The 16,137-nt window shown below is 70.0% G+C and carries 12 protein-coding genes; 11 read left to right on the top strand and 1 reads right to left on the bottom strand.

Annotation, left to right across the window (positions count from 1 at the left end):
• Both RHM57_RS06970 and RHM57_RS06965 read left to right on the top strand, forming a co-directional pair.
• Positions 1 to 2,583 carry a DUF4118 domain-containing protein gene (locus RHM57_RS06970; protein ID WP_322189673.1) on the top strand — a complete coding sequence of 861 codons (2,583 nt, stop codon included), beginning with the start codon at positions 1 to 3 and terminating at the stop codon, positions 2,581 to 2,583.
• Entirely contained in the window at positions 2,584 to 3,297 is a 714-nt protein-coding gene (locus tag RHM57_RS06965; protein ID WP_134446463.1) for a response regulator, read from the top strand.
• A gap of 99 nt (positions 3,298 to 3,396) precedes the next feature.
• On the opposite strand, the gene RHM57_RS06960 is transcribed toward RHM57_RS06965, so the two are convergent.
• Positions 3,397 to 4,662, bottom strand: coding sequence for a ScyD/ScyE family protein (locus tag RHM57_RS06960; RefSeq protein WP_134446462.1), 1,266 nt, complete (start codon positions 4,660 to 4,662; stop codon positions 3,397 to 3,399).
• 340 nt (positions 4,663 to 5,002) lie between these two features.
• Between RHM57_RS06960 and RHM57_RS06955 the strand changes: the two genes are divergently transcribed.
• Genes RHM57_RS06955 through RHM57_RS06915 form a run of 9 tightly spaced genes read left to right on the top strand, consistent with a single transcriptional unit; the run spans position 5,003 to position 16,134 of the window.
• Positions 5,003 to 5,911 (top strand): xanthine dehydrogenase family protein subunit M, encoded by a 909-nt coding sequence (locus tag RHM57_RS06955; RefSeq protein ID WP_322135879.1) that lies wholly within the window; start codon positions 5,003 to 5,005, stop codon positions 5,909 to 5,911.
• Positions 5,912 to 5,915: 4 nt separating this feature from the next.
• Positions 5,916 to 6,521 (top strand): (2Fe-2S)-binding protein, encoded by a 606-nt coding sequence (locus RHM57_RS06950; RefSeq protein WP_134446460.1) that lies wholly within the window; start codon positions 5,916 to 5,918, stop codon positions 6,519 to 6,521.
• On the top strand, positions 6,518 to 8,911 hold the full coding sequence (locus RHM57_RS06945; protein WP_322140799.1) for an aerobic carbon-monoxide dehydrogenase large subunit: 2,394 nt from the start codon (positions 6,518 to 6,520) through the stop codon (positions 8,909 to 8,911). Before RHM57_RS06950 ends, RHM57_RS06945 begins: the two co-directional genes overlap by 4 nt.
• 11 nt (positions 8,912 to 8,922) lie before the next feature.
• The gene (locus tag RHM57_RS06940; RefSeq protein WP_322137315.1) at positions 8,923 to 9,924 is read left to right on the top strand and encodes an XdhC family protein; all 1,002 of its coding nucleotides are present in this window, start codon (positions 8,923 to 8,925) and stop codon (positions 9,922 to 9,924) included.
• A 2-nt stretch (positions 9,925 to 9,926) separates the two neighbouring features.
• Positions 9,927 to 10,865 (top strand): MoxR family ATPase, encoded by a 939-nt coding sequence (locus RHM57_RS06935; RefSeq protein ID WP_322137316.1) that lies wholly within the window; start codon positions 9,927 to 9,929, stop codon positions 10,863 to 10,865.
• A 1-nt stretch (position 10,866) separates the two neighbouring features.
• Positions 10,867 to 12,189 (top strand): vWA domain-containing protein, encoded by a 1,323-nt coding sequence (locus RHM57_RS06930; RefSeq protein WP_322135880.1) that lies wholly within the window; start codon positions 10,867 to 10,869, stop codon positions 12,187 to 12,189.
• A complete protein-coding gene (locus RHM57_RS06925; RefSeq protein ID WP_322135881.1) occupies positions 12,179 to 12,949 on the top strand; it encodes an SRPBCC family protein in 771 nt (256 codons plus the stop codon). Before RHM57_RS06930 ends, RHM57_RS06925 begins: the two co-directional genes overlap by 11 nt.
• 9 nt (positions 12,950 to 12,958) lie before the next feature.
• Positions 12,959 to 14,134: an XdhC/CoxI family protein gene (locus RHM57_RS06920; RefSeq protein WP_322135882.1), complete on the top strand. Its 1,176-nt coding sequence runs from the start codon at positions 12,959 to 12,961 to the stop codon at positions 14,132 to 14,134.
• A 2-nt stretch (positions 14,135 to 14,136) separates the two neighbouring features.
• Entirely contained in the window at positions 14,137 to 16,134 is a 1,998-nt protein-coding gene (locus tag RHM57_RS06915) for an amino acid transporter (RefSeq protein WP_322135883.1), read from the top strand.
• Positions 16,135 to 16,137 lie beyond the last annotated feature (3 nt).

The following is a 16,137-nucleotide window of genomic DNA, read 5'->3' as shown; positions in this document are numbered from 1 at the left end:
ATGAAACGCGGTCGACTGCGGGTGCTGCTCGGTGCCGCACCGGGCGTCGGCAAGACCTACGCCATGCTCGAAGAGGGCAGGCGGCTGCACGCAGAGGGCAAGGACGTCGTCGTCGCGGTCGTGGAAACCCACGACCGCCCTGCGACGGCCGCGATGCTCGAAGGACTCGAGGTCGTGCCGCGCCTCGTCCGGCGGCACCGCGGGATCGAACTCACCGACCTCGACCTGGAGGCTGTCCTCGATCGCGCACCCGCGATCGCACTCGTCGACGAGCTCGCCCACACCAACGCCCCCGGACTCGCCCACGACAAACGGTGGCAGGACGTCCAGTCCATCCTCGACGCGGGCATCGACGTCATCTCGACGGTCAACATCCAGCACATCGAGTCGCTCAACGACGTCGTGCAGCAGATCACGGGTGTCCCCCAGCGCGAAACCCTCCCGGACAGCGTGCTGCGTGCCGCGGATCAGGTCGAGGTGATCGATCTCGCCCCGCAGTCCCTGCGCGACCGGCTCGCCGAGGGCCACGTCTATCCCGCCGCCAGGATCGACGCCGCCCTGTCGAATTACTTCCGACTCGGCAATCTCACCGCCCTGCGCGAGCTCGCTTTACTCTGGCTCGCCGACGAGGTCGACACGGCACTCAAGAACTACCGGGCCGAACACGGCATCGACAGCAAGTGGGAAGCCCGCGAACGTGTCGTCGTCGCGCTCACCGGCGGGCCGGAGGGCGAGACGCTGCTGCGCCGCGGGGCACGGATCGCTGGGCGCGCAGCCGGGGGCGAGCTCCTCGCCGTGCACGTGATCAGCCAGGACGGACTCCGCTCCGCACACCCCGGCGCGCTCGCGGCCCAGCGGGCCCTCGTTGAGAAACTCGGCGGCAGTTACCACCAGCTCGTCGGCGACGACGTCCCGACCGCCCTCGTCGAATTCGCCAGGGCCTCGAATGCGACCCAGCTCGTGATCGGTGTGAGCAGGCGTACCCGGCTCAAGGCGGCCTTCAGCGGGCCGGGAATCGGCACGACGGTCGTCAGGGAGTCCGGAGACATCGACGTGCACGTCGTCACGCACTCCGCCGCGGGCGAGCGGATGCGCCTCCCCCGGATCGGCGGTGCACTGAGCCTCCGCAGACGGCTGGCCGGCCTCGGCCTCGCCGTCGTCGGCGGTCCGCTGCTCACCGCGCTCCTCGTGGCGACCCACAGCGAGGAATCGATCACGAGCGAGGTGCTCAGCTATCAACTCCTCGTCATCGTCGTCGCCCTCGTCGGCGGACTCTGGCCTGCCCTGTTCGCCGCGCTGCTCTCCGGGCTCACCCTCGACTACTTCTTCGTGAACCCGCTCTACACCGTCACGATCGCCGAACCCGCACACGCCCTCGCGCTCGTCCTGTACCTGGCCAACGCGGGCGTCGTCAGCTACGTCGTCGACCTCGCCGCCCGACGAAGCCGCAGCGCCCAGCGCGCCGCGGGTGAGTCAGAACTCCTCGCCACCGTTGCCGGCAGCGTGCTCCGCGGCGAGGACGCCGTTCCCGCGCTCGTCGCCAGGACCCGCGAGGCCTTCAACCTCACCGGGGTGCGCCTGTTCGCGGGCGGGACGTTGCTGTACTCCGACGGCTCGCCCGCTCAGGCCGGCCCGGACACCCCCCTCGCAACGGTCCCCGTCGGGACCCGGGGCACCCTCGAGCTCTCCGGACGCGACCTCGCAGCGTCCGAGCGACGACTGCTCGGCGTGATCGCGACCCAGCTCGACGCCGCGCTCGAACACAGCGACCTCGCAGAGACGGCCAGTGCGATCGGACCGCTCGCCGAGGCCGACCGGATGCGCAGCGCCCTTCTCGCCGCCGTCGGTCATGACCTGCGGCGGCCGCTCTCCGCTGCGACAGCCGCTATCAGCGGGTTGCGCTCGGCCGAACTCACGCTGTCGCCCGCCGACAGGGAGGAGCTCTTCGAGACGGCCGAAGAGAGTCTCGAGTCGCTGGCCGGCCTCGTCACGAACCTCCTCGACGTCAGCCGGGTGCAGGCCGGTGCCCTCGCGGTCTCCCTGGGCCCCGTCGACGCTGCGGACGTCGTGCTCCCCGCACTCGATGAGCTCGGCGTCGGGCCGGACACGGTTGAACTCGAACTCCCTCCCGGGCTGCCGCCGATGCTCGCCGATGCCGGGCTCCTGCAGCGGGTCGTCGTGAACGTGCTGGCCAACGGCATCCGCTTCTCGCCGACGGGCGGGCGCGTGCTCGTCTCGGCGAGCGAATTCGGCGGCGTCGTCGAACTGCGGATCATGGACCGCGGGCCCGGCATTCCCGCCGACCGGCGCGATGAGGTCTTCCTTCCGTTCCAGCGCCTCGGCGACACCGACAACCTGACCGGCCTCGGCCTCGGCCTCGCACTCGCGAAGGGATTCACCGAGGGCATGGGCGGTCGGCTCGAGGCGGAGGACACCCCGGGCGGCGGGCTGACGATGGTCATCGCCCTGCCCGCATTCGACCCCGCAGCGCCGGCGGGCCACACAGCCGGCACGGCCGCAGCCACGGGCACTGGCACTGGCACTGGCACTGGCACTGGCACTGGCACTGATGAGGAGACCTGAGTGAAGATCCTGATCGCAGACGACGACCCGCAGATCCTGCGTGCGCTGCGGGTCACCCTCGGCGCGCGCGGCTACGACGTCGTGACCGCCAGGGACGGCGCTGAGGCCCTCGCCGCGGCAGCGCATGAGCATCCCGACCTCGTGATGCTCGACCTCGGGATGCCGCACCTCGACGGGATCGAGGTCATCGCCGGCCTGCGCGGCTGGACCCAGGTGCCGATCCTCGTCGTCTCAGGGCGCAGCGGCGCCGCCGACAAGGTCGACGCTCTCGACGCGGGAGCGGACGACTACGTCACGAAGCCGTTCTCCATCGACGAACTGCTCGCCAGGATCCGCGCGCTCACCCGGAGGCTCGGCCCGGTCGACTCCGGTGCCGAACCGGTGATCATGCTCGGCACGATCGCCGTCGACCTCTCGGCACGGAGCGTCGTGCGCACGGGCACGGGTTCCGGGGGCGCTCCCGGAAAACCCGAGGCCATCCGGCTCACCCCCACCGAGTGGCGCATCCTCGAGTTCCTGCTGCGCAACCCGGGGAAGCTCGTCTCCCGGCAGTCGCTGCTGACGGACATCTGGGGTCCGCACCACACGACGGACTCCGGCTACCTGCGCCTCTACCTCGCCCAGCTGCGCAAGAAGCTCGAACCCGACCCGGCGCATCCGCGCTATCTGCTCACGGAGGCCGGAATGGGCTACCGCTTCACCCCCGATCCGTAGCCCCTGCCGGTCTGCTGCCGGCCCTGCCTGCTGCCCGGCCCCTGCCTGATCCCCGCACCCGGCCCACCCGGACCGGGAGGGCCGGGTGGGCGGCGAGAGTCAGTCTGTCGTGTCGTCGAGGGAGTCGCTCGCGGCGTGGCCACCCGTCAGCGGGATGCGCACGAGTTTGCCGACCGGGGTCGGCGCTCCGTTCGCGTCCGGACTGATCGCATCCGTCGTGAGGTAGAGCGCACCGTGGCGCAACTCGATCGCGGCCGGCTGCGACACCGCCACGAGCGCACTCGGCGTGTCCGAACCGGAATCGAGCACCGACACCTGGCCGGTGCCGTCCGGACCCCCGAACAGCTCGGCGACGTAGATCGTGCCGTCGTCCTGCGAGACCGCGAGGCCCGTCGCACCGACGAACCCGGTCGCGACGAGTTCGACGTCACCGGAGTCCGGATCGACCCGGTACACCGAGCCGCGCGCGCCGAGGCTCGCGTCCTCCGGCCCGCCTGGGAGCGACGTGACGTAGAGCCAACCGTCCGGGCCGAGCTCGACATCCGTCGGAACCGGTTCGAAGCGGTAGTCGTGCCCGGCTGCACAGGCGGGGAAACCGATATCCGCGATCATCGCCGCATCGATCGTGATCGGGTCGCTCGGCGGAAGAACCGCGGTGGTGGACACCGTGCCGTCCCAGTCGACGTGCAGGATCGCGTTCCCGCCGGCATCCGCGACGTACACCCCGTTCCAGAGGGCGAGCGACGCGTACGGGTGCGTGTCGACGACCCCCGTGTACGCCGCCGGAATGAACGGCGGCTGGGCGGGATCGAACTGGGCGGCACACGCCGGGTCGAGGTCGACGAACCCGTAGCTGTTGTCCTGGTCCGGGTTCGCCGAATTCTCGTAGGCCCAGATGTCGGCGAGCTGAGCGTCGGTGCCGTCCGGCGCGATGGACCTGAGCGTGGCCGCGCTGTGGTCCTGGGCCACCCGGGCGTAGTAGACGGTGCCCTTCCGCGCGGTGACCGCGGAGATCTCGTCGCCCGGGGCGCTCGCGATGGTCGCTGTCGTTCCGTCGCGGGCCACCCTCGTGAGTTCGCCGGCGAAGTTCTGGCTGACGTAGACGGTGTTGTGCCGGCCGACCTCGAGGCTGAGCGGGCCGAGCAGGCCCTCCGCGAGCGTCACCGGCGCGCCTGTTCCTTCCCCGTCGCCGTCGCCGTGTCCGGATCCCTGTCCGGCCGATGCCGGGGTGGCGCCGAAGAACGCCACCGCGAGGGAGGCGCACGCCACCCCCGCGAGGAGCCGCCTGCGTAGTCCTGTTCCGTGCCGTGCTGTTCCGTGCCGTGCCGTTCCGTGCAGTCCTGTTCCGTGCAGTGTCCTGGTCATGATCTCTGTTCTCTTCACGATCGGCTCTCGCCACGACCGCTGGGACAGAAGCACCGGAAGACAAGCGCTGCGCAGGTACGCCGAGAGCAGATGACGGTTGCATGTTGTCAAGCACCGCGGAGAGAACGTGTGATGCACAGCGTCTCCCGGGGAGGCCGGCACACACACGGGTGCCGACGCTGGCAGATTAATCCGAAGCCTGTGCGTTGTCTAGGTCTTTGCCATGAACCGAAAGGAAATGCCCGATCGGCGGGTCATTGACTTCGCTGGGGCCCGGGGCCACTATGTGTGGCATCCAGTGCCCCCCATTCCGCAGGGCATGCCTCAATGGGGAGGGTCCGTGCAAATTCCGGCACCATTCGAATACGCCCGCGCCGACACGGTCGACGACGCCATCGCACTGCTCTCCCGGTACGGCCCCGAGGCCCGCATCATCGCGGGCGGTCACAGCCTGTTGCCGATGATGAAGCTCCGGCTGGCCAGGCCGGAATGGCTCATCGACATCAACGACCTGTTCGAACTCGACTTCGTGCTGCGGGACGGAGACCGGTTGCGGATCGGCGCCCTCACCCGGCACACGACCCTCCTCGAGTCCGCTGAGATCGCCGCGCTCTTCCCGATCGTCGGCGACGCCGAGCGAGTGATCGCAGACCCGATCGTCCGCAATCGCGGCACGATCGGAGGTTCGCTCTGCCAGGCCGATCCTGCGGAGGACCTCGCGACCGTCTGCGATGTGCTCGGTGCCGAGGCGATCGTTCGCGGTCCCCTCGGCGAGCGGATGCTGACCATGACCGAGTTCCATCGCGGAGCCTACGAGACGGCGGTCGCCGCGGATGAGCTGCTCTGCGAAGTGCGCATCCCGATCCGGCCGCGCTCAGGAAGCGCATACGAAAAGGTCGAGCGCAGGGTCGGCGACTGGGCCGTCGCCGCGGCAGGAGCCGCGCTCTCGTTCGCGGAGGACGGCACGATCGCGGAGGCATCCGTCGGCCTGACCGCCGTGGGGCTCGACGGCACCGTCGGCGCGGTCACGGAGCTGCTCCGCGGTGAACGCCCCGGCGAGCAGCTCTTCATCGAGGCCGGCCGCCTCGCAGCACTCGCGGCCGACCCGGTCGCCGACCAGCGCGGACCGGTCGACTACAAGCGGCACCTCGCCGACGAGCTCACCCGCCGCGTCCTTCGCCGCGCGACAGATCGTGTCGCGGAGTTCGCCGGCCCGACCGGGCACCCCACCACACCGCAGGAAGGCTGAATCCATGCAGATCACCATGACGGTGAACGGGACCGACGTGACCAACGAGGTCGAACCGCGCGTCCTGCTCGTGCACTACATCCGCGACGTGTTGAGGCTCACCGGAACCCACTGGGGCTGCGACACCTCCAACTGCGGTACCTGCGTCGTGCTCATGGACGGGCAGCCGGTGAAGTCGTGCACCGTGCTCGCGGCGATGGCCGATGGTCATGCGATCACGACGGTCGAAGGCCTCGCCACCGGTGGCACCCTCGACCCCGTGCAGCAGGGCTTCATGGAGGAACACGGGCTGCAGTGCGGGTTCTGCACCCCCGGCATGATGCTCACCGCCCGCGCTCTCCTCGACGTGAACCCGCACCCAGACGACACCGAGATCCGCCGGGCGATCTCGGGGCAGATCTGCCGCTGCACCGGCTACGCGACGATCGTCCGTTCGGTGCACTGGGCAGCAGACCACCCGGCGGGCATGACCGAAGCGGATGCCGCAGGTGGCGACCCCGCAGCGCTCGACGACTCGGCGGGCACGACCACGGAACCGGGCGCCGCCGCCGCGGAAGCGGCCAGGGCGATCCCGGCCTCGCAGACGGAACCGGAAGAGGTGACCGCATGACCATCCTGCAGGAACACGCACCCAACCCGGCGGCGGACGACGAGGGCCGCCCGATCGGCTACGGCCGGCTGCAACGCAAGGAAGACCCCCGTTTCGTGCGCGGCCGCGGCCACTACGTCGACGACATCACGCTGCCCGGAATGCTCCACGGCGCGATCCTGCGCTCACCGGTCGCGCACGCCCGGCTCGTCTCGATCGACACGACCGCAGCCCTCGCCCACCCGGGCGTCGTCGCCGTCATCACGGGGGCCGACCTGCTCGCCCTCGGCCTCGCGTGGGCGCCGACCCTCTCCGCCGACGTGCAGGCGGTGCTCGTGACCGACAAGGTGCGCTTCCAGGGCCAGGAGGTCGCCTTCGTCGTCGCGGAGGACCGCTACGCCGCCCGGGACGCACTCGAACTCATCGAGGTCGACTACGACGTGCTCCCGCCTGTCGTCGACGCCAGGAAGGCGCTCGACGCAGACGCACCGGTCGTGCGCGACGAGATGGAAGGGCGCACCGACAACCATATCTTCGACTGGGAGGCAGGCAACAAGGCCGAGACGGATGCCGTCTTCGCCGCAGCAGACGTCGTCGTCAGCCAGGAGATCGTCTACCCGCGATCGCACCCGGCTCCCATGGAGACCTGCGGCGCCGTCGCAGACTTCGACGCGGTGACCGGCAAGCTCACACTCTACGAGACGAGCCAGGCCCCGCACGCCCACCGGACCCTGTTCGCCATGGTCGCGGGCATCCCGGAGCACAAGATCCGGATCGTCTCCCCCGACATCGGCGGCGGCTTCGGCAACAAGGTCGGAATCTACCCGGGCTACATCCTCGCCGTCGTCGGCTCGATCGTGACCGGCAAACCGGTGAAATGGATGGAGGACCGCTCGGAGAACCTGATGTCGACCTCCTTTGCCCGCGACTACATCATGCAGGGCGAGATCGCCGCGACGAAAGACGGCAGGATCCTCGCCGTGCGCACCAACGTCCTCGCAGACCACGGTGCCTTCAACGCCACGGCGCAGCCCACGAAATACCCCGCCGGCTTCTTCCACATCTTCACCGGAAGCTACGACCTCCAGGCCGCGCACTGCTCGGTAACCGGCGTCTACACGAACAAGGCGCCCGGCGGTGTCGCATATGCGTGCTCCTTCCGGGTCACAGAGGCCGTCTACCTCGTGGAGCGGCTCGTCGACATCCTCGCCGCGAAGCTCGAGATGGACCCGGCGGAACTGCGCCTGAAGAACCTGATCAAGCCGGAGCAGTTCCCCTATCCGAACAAGACCGGCTGGGAGTACGACTCCGGCGACTACGAGCGTGCACTGCGGCTCTCGATGAAGATGGCCGGGTACGACGACCTGCGCCGGGAGCAGCAAGCCAAACGCGACCGCGGCGAACTGATGGGCATCGGTATCTCGTTCTTCACCGAAACGGTCGGTGCCGGCCCGCGCAAGCACATGGACATCGTCGGCCTCGGCATGAACGACGGCGCGGAACTGCGCGTGCACCCGACCGGCAAGGCGGTGGTACGCATCTCGGTGCAGAGCCAGGGCCAGGGCCACGAGACGACCTTCGCCCAGATCGTCGCCGAGGAGATCGGCATCCCGCCGGAGGACATCGACGTCGTGCACGGCGACACCGACCAGACGCCGTTCGGCCTCGGCACCTACGGCAGCCGGTCGACCCCGGTCAGTGGCGCCGCCGTGGCCCTCGTCGCCCGCAAGGTGCGCGAGAAGGCCCGGTTCATCGCCGCCGCCATGCTCGAGACCCGCCCGGAAGACCTCGAATGGGAGAAGGGCCGCTGGTTCGTCAAGGGCGACCCGAGTGTCGGCAAGACCATCGCCGAGATCGCGATGGGCGCATACGGCACCGTAGCCCTGCCGGAGGGGATCGACGGCAACCTCGACGCCGAAGTGACCTACGACCCGCCGAACCTGACCTTCCCCTTCGGCGCCTACATCTGCGTCGTCGACGTCGACCCCGGCACCGGGCACGTCACGGTGCGCCGGTTCGTCGCCGTCGACGACTGCGGTACCCGGATCAACCCGATGATCATCGAGGGGCAGGTGCACGGGGGCCTGACCGACGGCGTCGGCATGGCGCTCATGCAGTTCATCGAATTCGACGAGTCGGGCAACAACCTCGGCGGCTCCTTCATGGACTACCTCATCCCGACGGCGATGGAGGTGCCGGACTGGGAGACCGGGTACACCGTGACCCCCTCGCCGCACCACCCGATCGGAGCGAAGGGCATCGGAGAGTCCGCGACGGTCGGTTCACCCCCCGCGATCGTCAACGCGGTCGTCGACGCCCTCGCCCCGTTCGGGATCACGCACATGGACATGCCGTGCACGCCGGCACGGGTGTGGGCGGCCATCCAGGGTCGTCCCCGCCCGCCGATCTGATTGCCGTGCCGATGCCACCGATTCCGGACGCCCTCGCCCGCAGGGCGCACGAACTCACCGAACGCCGCGAGCCGTTCGTCCGCGCCACCGTCGTACGCGCCCAGCGTCCGACGAGCGCGCACGCCGGCGACACCGCCGTTGTGGATGCCGCCGGCCGGATCGACGGGTTCGTCGGCGGTGCCTGCGTCGAGGCATCCGTTCGGTACTACGGGCTCAGGCAACTCGCCGCACGCGAGCCCGTCCTGCTCCGGGTCGTGCCAGGGGACCCGTCCGGCGTGGCGGAGGACGGCGCTGTCGAGGTGCGGAACCCGTGCCTCAGCGGGGGCGCTGTCGAGATCTTCCTCGAGCCGTGGCATCCGGCACCGCGGGTCATCGTCGTCGGCGCGACACCGGTCGCGCGGGCCCTCGCCACGATCGGGGTCGACCTCGGCTTCGACGTCGAGCTCACCGAGACGATCGGCGCCCCCGGCACGGCCACGACACCGCGCCGGGACGACGCCGCACTCATCGTCGCGTCCCATGGCCGGGAAGAGGAACCCGCCCTCGAGGCGGCCCTCCGCGCGGGGGTGCCCTATGTCGCGCTCGTCGCGAGCCCCACCCGGGGCTCCGCAGTGCTCGCCTCCCTCAACGTCGACGCCGAGCAACGCGCCAGGGTGTTCAACCCTGCGGGACTCGACCTCGGCGGCCGGACCCCCGGCGAGATCGCGGTCTCGGTCTTCGCGCAACTCGTCGCCGAACGTTTCAGGCTCCGGTCGGCGGGGCTCGCCGGGGCCGCGGGGGCCCTGCCGCTCCCGGTGTCCCCCGGGGAGGCCGACGCGACGTTGGAGCCTCCGAGCGCCATCGATCCGGTCTGCGGGATGACGGTTGCCGCCCTGCCCACGAGCCTGCACTACGAGCACGCGGGGGCAACACACTACTTCTGCTCCCCCGGCTGTCGCGCGGCCTTCGTCGCAGATCCAGAGCGCTTCGCCCTCACGAAGACCCACGTCCACACCTCGACCGTGGAGCACTGACCATGGCACCGAGCGTTGAGGGAATCCCCTCGAGCCCGGCCAGGGGCGGGGCGACGTCCGCGGTCCGGGCACTGGTCCCTGACGTGCCTGCACTGCAGGCTGCGCTCGCCGCGGAGGACTACCTCGCAGACGAAGGCCTCGCGACGGCCCTCTTCCTCGCGGTACGCCTGCCGCAGCCGATCCTGCTCGAGGGCGAACCGGGTGTCGGTAAGACCGAGGCGGCCAAGGCGCTCGCGAGGGCTCTCGACACGCCCCTGTTCCGGCTCCAGTGTTACGAGGGCATCGACGCGGGCGAGGCCCTCTACGAGTGGAACTACCCGCGCCAGCTCCTCGCGATCCGGCTCGCGGAGGCCAGCGGATCAGGGATCGACGAGGATGCGCTGTTCGGGCCGGAGTACCTGCTGCGACGCCCCCTCCTGCAGGCCATCGAACACCCCGGTCCCCGGCCCGCCGTGCTGCTGCTCGACGAGATCGATCGTGCGGACGCCGAGTTCGAAGCCTTCACCCTCGAACTCCTCGCCGAGGCCGCCGTGACGATCCCCGAGCTCGGCACGATCAGGGCCGCGGTGCCGCCGATCGTGATCCTGACTTCGAACCGCACCCGCGACCTGCACGACGCCCTCACCCGGCGGTGTCTGTACCACTGGATCGACTACCCGAGCCCGGAACGGATCGCCGAGATCGTGCGCCGCCGGGTGCCCGGCAGTACCGAACGCCTCGCCCTCGACGCCGCGACCGCGATCACCCGGTTGCGCTCCCTCGACCTCGTCAAACCACCCGGCATCGCCGAGGCCATCGACTGGGCGGCTGCGCTCGCCGTTCTCGGGGCCGACCGTCTTGATCCGCAGTACGTCGCCCAGACCTGGGGTTCCCTGATCAAGAACAGGGACGACCTCGATCTCGCGCTCGTGCGCGGGGCCGACTGGATGGCCGGGAGCTGACATGGCAGAGATCACCGAGCGCGCACCGGCGGATGCCGCCCCGCGGGTTGAACCGGCCGCATTCGCCGCGGGGTTCGTCACCGCGCTCCGCCGCGCGGGCCTGCCGGTTTCGGTCGACGGGGCTGCCCGGCTCGCTGACGCGGTCCAGGTGGTGCCGCCGACCCATCGCTCGGCACTCTATTGGACGTGCCGCATCGTGCTCCTCTCGTCGAGAGACCAGTTGCCGGTGTTCGACGCGGTCTTCTCTGCCGTCTTCGACGGCCTGCTCGACCCGGCGGACCAGCGCGGTGACCCGAACGCGCCGCCGGCCATCGGCTCGGAGGCCAGGACCCGCCCGGCGCCACACGACGACCTCGCCGCAAGACGGCAGGAACCGCGCGAAGGACCAGAGACCCGGGCTCCGACGCCTGCTCCCGCAGCAGGGCCCTCAGATCCGGGCGCCGTCGAACGCGAGACGATCCTGATGCTCGCCTCGCTCGAACGCCGCCTGCACGAGACCTCGTTTTCGCTCCTGAGCGCTGAGGAGACAGAGCAGGTTCGGAACCTCGTGCGCCGGATCTCGCTCTCGACCCCGCTTCGGCGCAGCAGGCGGGTTCGGCCGACCCGAGCGGACGGTGCCCGGCTCGACCTGAGGCGCACCGTCCGGGCCGCACACCGCACCGGCGAGGAGCCGATCCTTCTGGTCTCCTCCCGCCGCAGGGAACAACCGCGCAGGCTCGTCCTGCTCTGCGACGTGTCGGCGTCGATGGAACCGTACACCCGGGTGTTCCTCACCCTGCTCCAGGGCGCCGTTGCGGGCGCGCACGCGGAGGCCTTCGTCTTCTCGACCGGGCTGACCCGGCTGACCCGCCAACTCGCCGTCCGGGATGCGGACGCCGCGCTCGCGAACGCCGCGGCGAGCTCCTCGGACTGGGCCGGCGGCACCCGGCTCGGCGACAGCATCCGCCGGTTCATCGACGACCACGGTCGGCGCGGACTGGCCAGGGGCGCTGTGATCGTGGTGCTCTCCGACGGTTGGGCCCTCGACGACCCCGCTTTCGTTGCCGACCAGATGGCCCGTCTGCGCCGCCTCGCGTACCGGATCGTCTGGGTCAACCCGCGTACGGTCGCTCCCGGATTCCAGCCGCTCGTCGGAGGGATGAACGCCGCCCTGCCCTACATCGACGCCATCGTGAGCGGCCACAGTTACGCGGCGCTCGGCGAACTCGCCGACCTGATCCGCGCAGAACGGCTCGACCCCCGCACCCGTCCCTGCACCGCATCCAGCACCGATCCCCGTACTCGACCCCACCCGACGACCAGAGGACATGACCATGCAGCTTGACAGCACCTTTTCCGTCACCGCGCCGATCGAGGAGGTCTGGGCGACCCTGATGGACTTCGAACGTGTCGCCGGTTGCGTACCGGGAGCGCAGATCCTGAACCGTCTCTCCGACGACGCCTATCAGGTCGGCATGAAGGTGAAGCTCGGACCTGTGGCAATGCAGTACAAAGGAATGATGAACGTGATCGAGCGGGATGCAGATGCCCACCGGGCGGTCTTCGAGGGGCGCGCCCAGGAGGCGCGCGGCCAGGGCACCGCGCAGGGCACGGCGACGCTTGTCCTCACCGAGGCGGACGGGACGACCCACGGCACCGTGAACGCCGACGTCGACCTTTCCGGGAAGGTCGCCGTGATGGGCAAGAGCATCATCGGCAGTGTCACCGACCAGATGATGGCGCTCTTCGCCGAGAACCTCCAGGCGATGCTGAGCGAGGCGCCCGCGCCGGCGGACACCGTGCCTGCGAACGCAGTGCCTGCGAACACCGTGCCCGTGGACGCCGAGCCGGGCGCGACGGCACCGATCGGCATCGTGCACCCGGCGGACGTTCCCGCCCGGCCGGTTCCCAGGACTCCGCCGCCTCCGGCCGCCGGATCGAGCCTCGACGCCTTCAGCTTCGCCAGGGCGATGATCATGGAGCGCCTCAGCAACCCGGCCACACTCCTCGGCCTGCTCGCCGTCGTCGGCTTCGTCGGCTACCGGCTCGGCCGGCACGGTGCAGCCCGCTCGGCCGCAGACATCCGCCAGGGGCGCCGACCGTGAGACTCCGCAATGCGTGACGTCATCGAAGAACTGGTTCCCGCCTGGGAACGCGGGCGGACGGCGGCGCTCGCCACGGTCGTACGCACGTTCCACTCCGCGCCCCGGCCCGCAGGAGCATCGATGCTCGTCACGAGCGACGGCGCCGTCGTCGGCTCGGTATCGGGAGGCTGCGTCGAGGGCGCCGTCTACGAACTCGCGCAGGAGGTGATCCGCACCGGACGGCCGGCCCTCGCGCGCTACGGCATCAGCGACGACGACGCCTTCGCGGTCGGCCTGACCTGCGGCGGCATCCTCGACGTCTTCGTCGAACCGGTCTCCCGCGAGACCTTCGCGGAGCTCGACACAGTCCTGCGCGACCTTGCGACGTCCGTTCCGGTCGGTATCGTGACCGTCATCGAGCACCCCGACCCCCGCATCCTCGGCCGTCACCTCATCGTGCGCGGCGACGGGGTGACCGGAGACCTCGGTTCCGAACGGCTCACCCACGTCGTGGGCGACGATGCCCGCGGCCTCCTGGCGGCGGGACGCACCTCGACGATCGGCTACGGGCCGGACGGAGAACGCGATGGCGCTGAACTACGCGTCTTCGTCACGAGCTTCGCCCCGCGGCCACGGATGCTCGTGTTCGGCGCTGTCGACTTCGCCGCGGCCCTGACCCGGCTGGCCGACTTCCTCGGGTACCGGGTCACCGTGTGCGATGCCCGCGCCGTGTTCGCGACTCCTGCACGGTTCCCCGGAGCCGACGAGGTCGTCGTGGCCTGGCCGCACAGCTACTTCGCCGAGCAGAGTGCTGCCGGCCTCCTCGACGCGCGCACCGTCGTCTGCGTACTCACCCACGATCCGAAGTTCGACGTCCCTCTCCTCGAGCTGGCCCTCGCCGACGACAACCTCGCCTATGTCGGCGCCATGGGTTCCCTGCGCACCCACGACGACCGCCTGGACCGGCTGCGCGCGGCAGCCGTGCCCGAGGTCGCACTGGCGCGGCTGCACAGCCCGATCGGCCTCGATCTCGGCGCCCGCACGCCGGAGGAGACCGCGGTCTCGATCATGGCCGAGGTCATCTCCGGAATGTGGGGTGGCACCGGTGAACCGCTCGGCGACCGCCGGACACCGATCCACCACGACCTGGCCGCCCACGACATCGTCGACGTGCGCGACGAGGATGACGCCCGAAAGCTCGTGTGACCATGGACCAGACTCCGGGCCGTGCCGTTCGTCCCGAGATCCCCGCGAGCGTTCCGAGTCCGATCCGCACGAAGGCAGCATACGGGCCCCTGGGCCGGTGGCTCCTGGCCAACCGGGTGCAACCGGTGGGCCTCGAGAGCGCAGAGGGGACGGCATCCACCCACCCCTGGTGGCAGGTGATGTGCCTCACCGGCGTCGACTACTTCTCGACCCTCTCCTACCTGCCCGGTATCGCGGCCCTCGCCGCCGGCGCGCTCTCACCCGTTGCGACCCTGCTCATCGTCGCGCTCACCCTCCTCGGCATGCTGCCGATGTATCGCCGCGTCGCGAAGGAGAGCCCGCACGGGCAAGGGTCCGTCGCGATGCTCGAGCGGCTGCTGCCGTTCTGGCGCGGCAAGGTGTTCGTGCTCATCCTGCTCGGCTTCGTCGCGACCAGCTGGATCATCACGATCACGCTGTCCTCGGCGGATGCGACGGTGCACATCCTTGAGAACCCGTTTGCGCCGAGCTTCCTCGCGGGCCAGGCCGTGCCGATCACGGTCGTGCTGCTGCTCATCCTCGGCGGAGTCTTCCTGCTCGGTTTCAGCGAGGCCGTCTCCGTCGCCATTCCCCTCGTCGCGGTGTATCTGCTGCTCAATGGAGTCGTGATCGGCGTCGGACTCCACGACGCCTTCACCGAACCCGGGGTGATCGCGAACTGGACGGACGCACTCACCGCACGGGGAAGCGGTTTCGGCGATATCCTCGGGCCCGCCGTGATCGCGTTCCCGCTCCTCGTCCTCGGTCTCTCGGGTTTCGAGACCGGTGTCAGCATGATGCCGCTCGTCGCCGCGGACGGCAGGAGCCCCGAGGAACGACTCGCCTCGCGGATCCGCAACACCCGCAGGCTCCTCACGACCGCGGCCCTCATCATGAGCGTCTACCTGCTCTCGAGCAGCTTCGTGACGACCGTGCTCATCCCACCGGCCGAGTTCGAGGCGGGCGGCGCGGCGAGCGGGCGCGCGCTCGCCTTCCTCGCCCACGAGCGCGTCGGCGAGGTCTTCGGGACCGTCTATGACGTGAGCAGTATCCTGATCCTCTGGTTCGCGGGTGCGTCCGCGATGGCCGGACTGATCAATATCGTGCCGCGGTATCTGCCGTCGTACGGGATGGCGCCGGACTGGAGCCGCGCCATCCGCCCGGTCGTACTCGTGTACACCGGGGTGAGTGTGCTGATCACGATCGGTTTCCGGGCGGATGTGAACGCGCAGGCCGGCGCGTACGCGACCGGGATCCTCGCCATGATGGTGTCCGGCGCCGTCGCCGTGACCATCTCTGCCGTCCGCCGCAGGCAACGCCGCGCGAGCATCGGCTTCAGTGTCCTGTCGCTCGCGCTCCTCTACGCCCTCGGCGCGAACATCGTCGAGAAACCGGACGGGATCACGATTTCAGTGTTCTTCATCGCGGCGATCATCGCCGTGTCCCTGATCTCACGCGTGACACGGACGACCGAGCTCCGGGTGGACAGCGTCGAATTCGACGGGATGGCCCGGCAGTTCGTCGCCGATTCCCTCGTCTATGACGGCGCCCTGAACATCATCGCGAACAAGCCCCAGAGCGGCGACCGCGCCGAGTACGCGGCGAAGGAGGCCGACCAGCGTGGGATGAATCCGGTTCCCGGAACCGCGGACGTGCTCTTCCTCGAGATCGAGGTCATCGACCCCTCCGGCTTCAGCAAGATCGTGCACGTCCGGGGAGTTGAGATCGAAGGCTACCGGGTGCTGCGCGCGCAGAGCCCGGCGGCGCCGAACGCCATCGCTGCGATCCTGCTCGCCCTGCGGGATGCCTCCGGGGTACGCCCGCACGTCTACTTCGAATGGTCGGAGGGGAACCCGCTCTTCCATCTGATGCGCTACCTCCTGCTCGGCCAGGGCGACACCGCCCCCGTCGTGCGGGAGATCATGCGCGAGGTCGAACCCGACCCGCTCCGCCGTCCGGGCACCCACGTCGGCGGCGGCTGAGGG

Origin of the sequence: Cryobacterium sp. 10S3 (genome assembly GCF_034344045.1) — a bacterium.
Classification (GTDB): domain Bacteria; phylum Actinomycetota; class Actinomycetes; order Actinomycetales; family Microbacteriaceae; genus Cryobacterium; species Cryobacterium glucosi.
The sequence above is the reverse complement of the archived record's forward strand: the minus strand, read 5'-3'. Positions and strand labels throughout refer to the sequence as shown.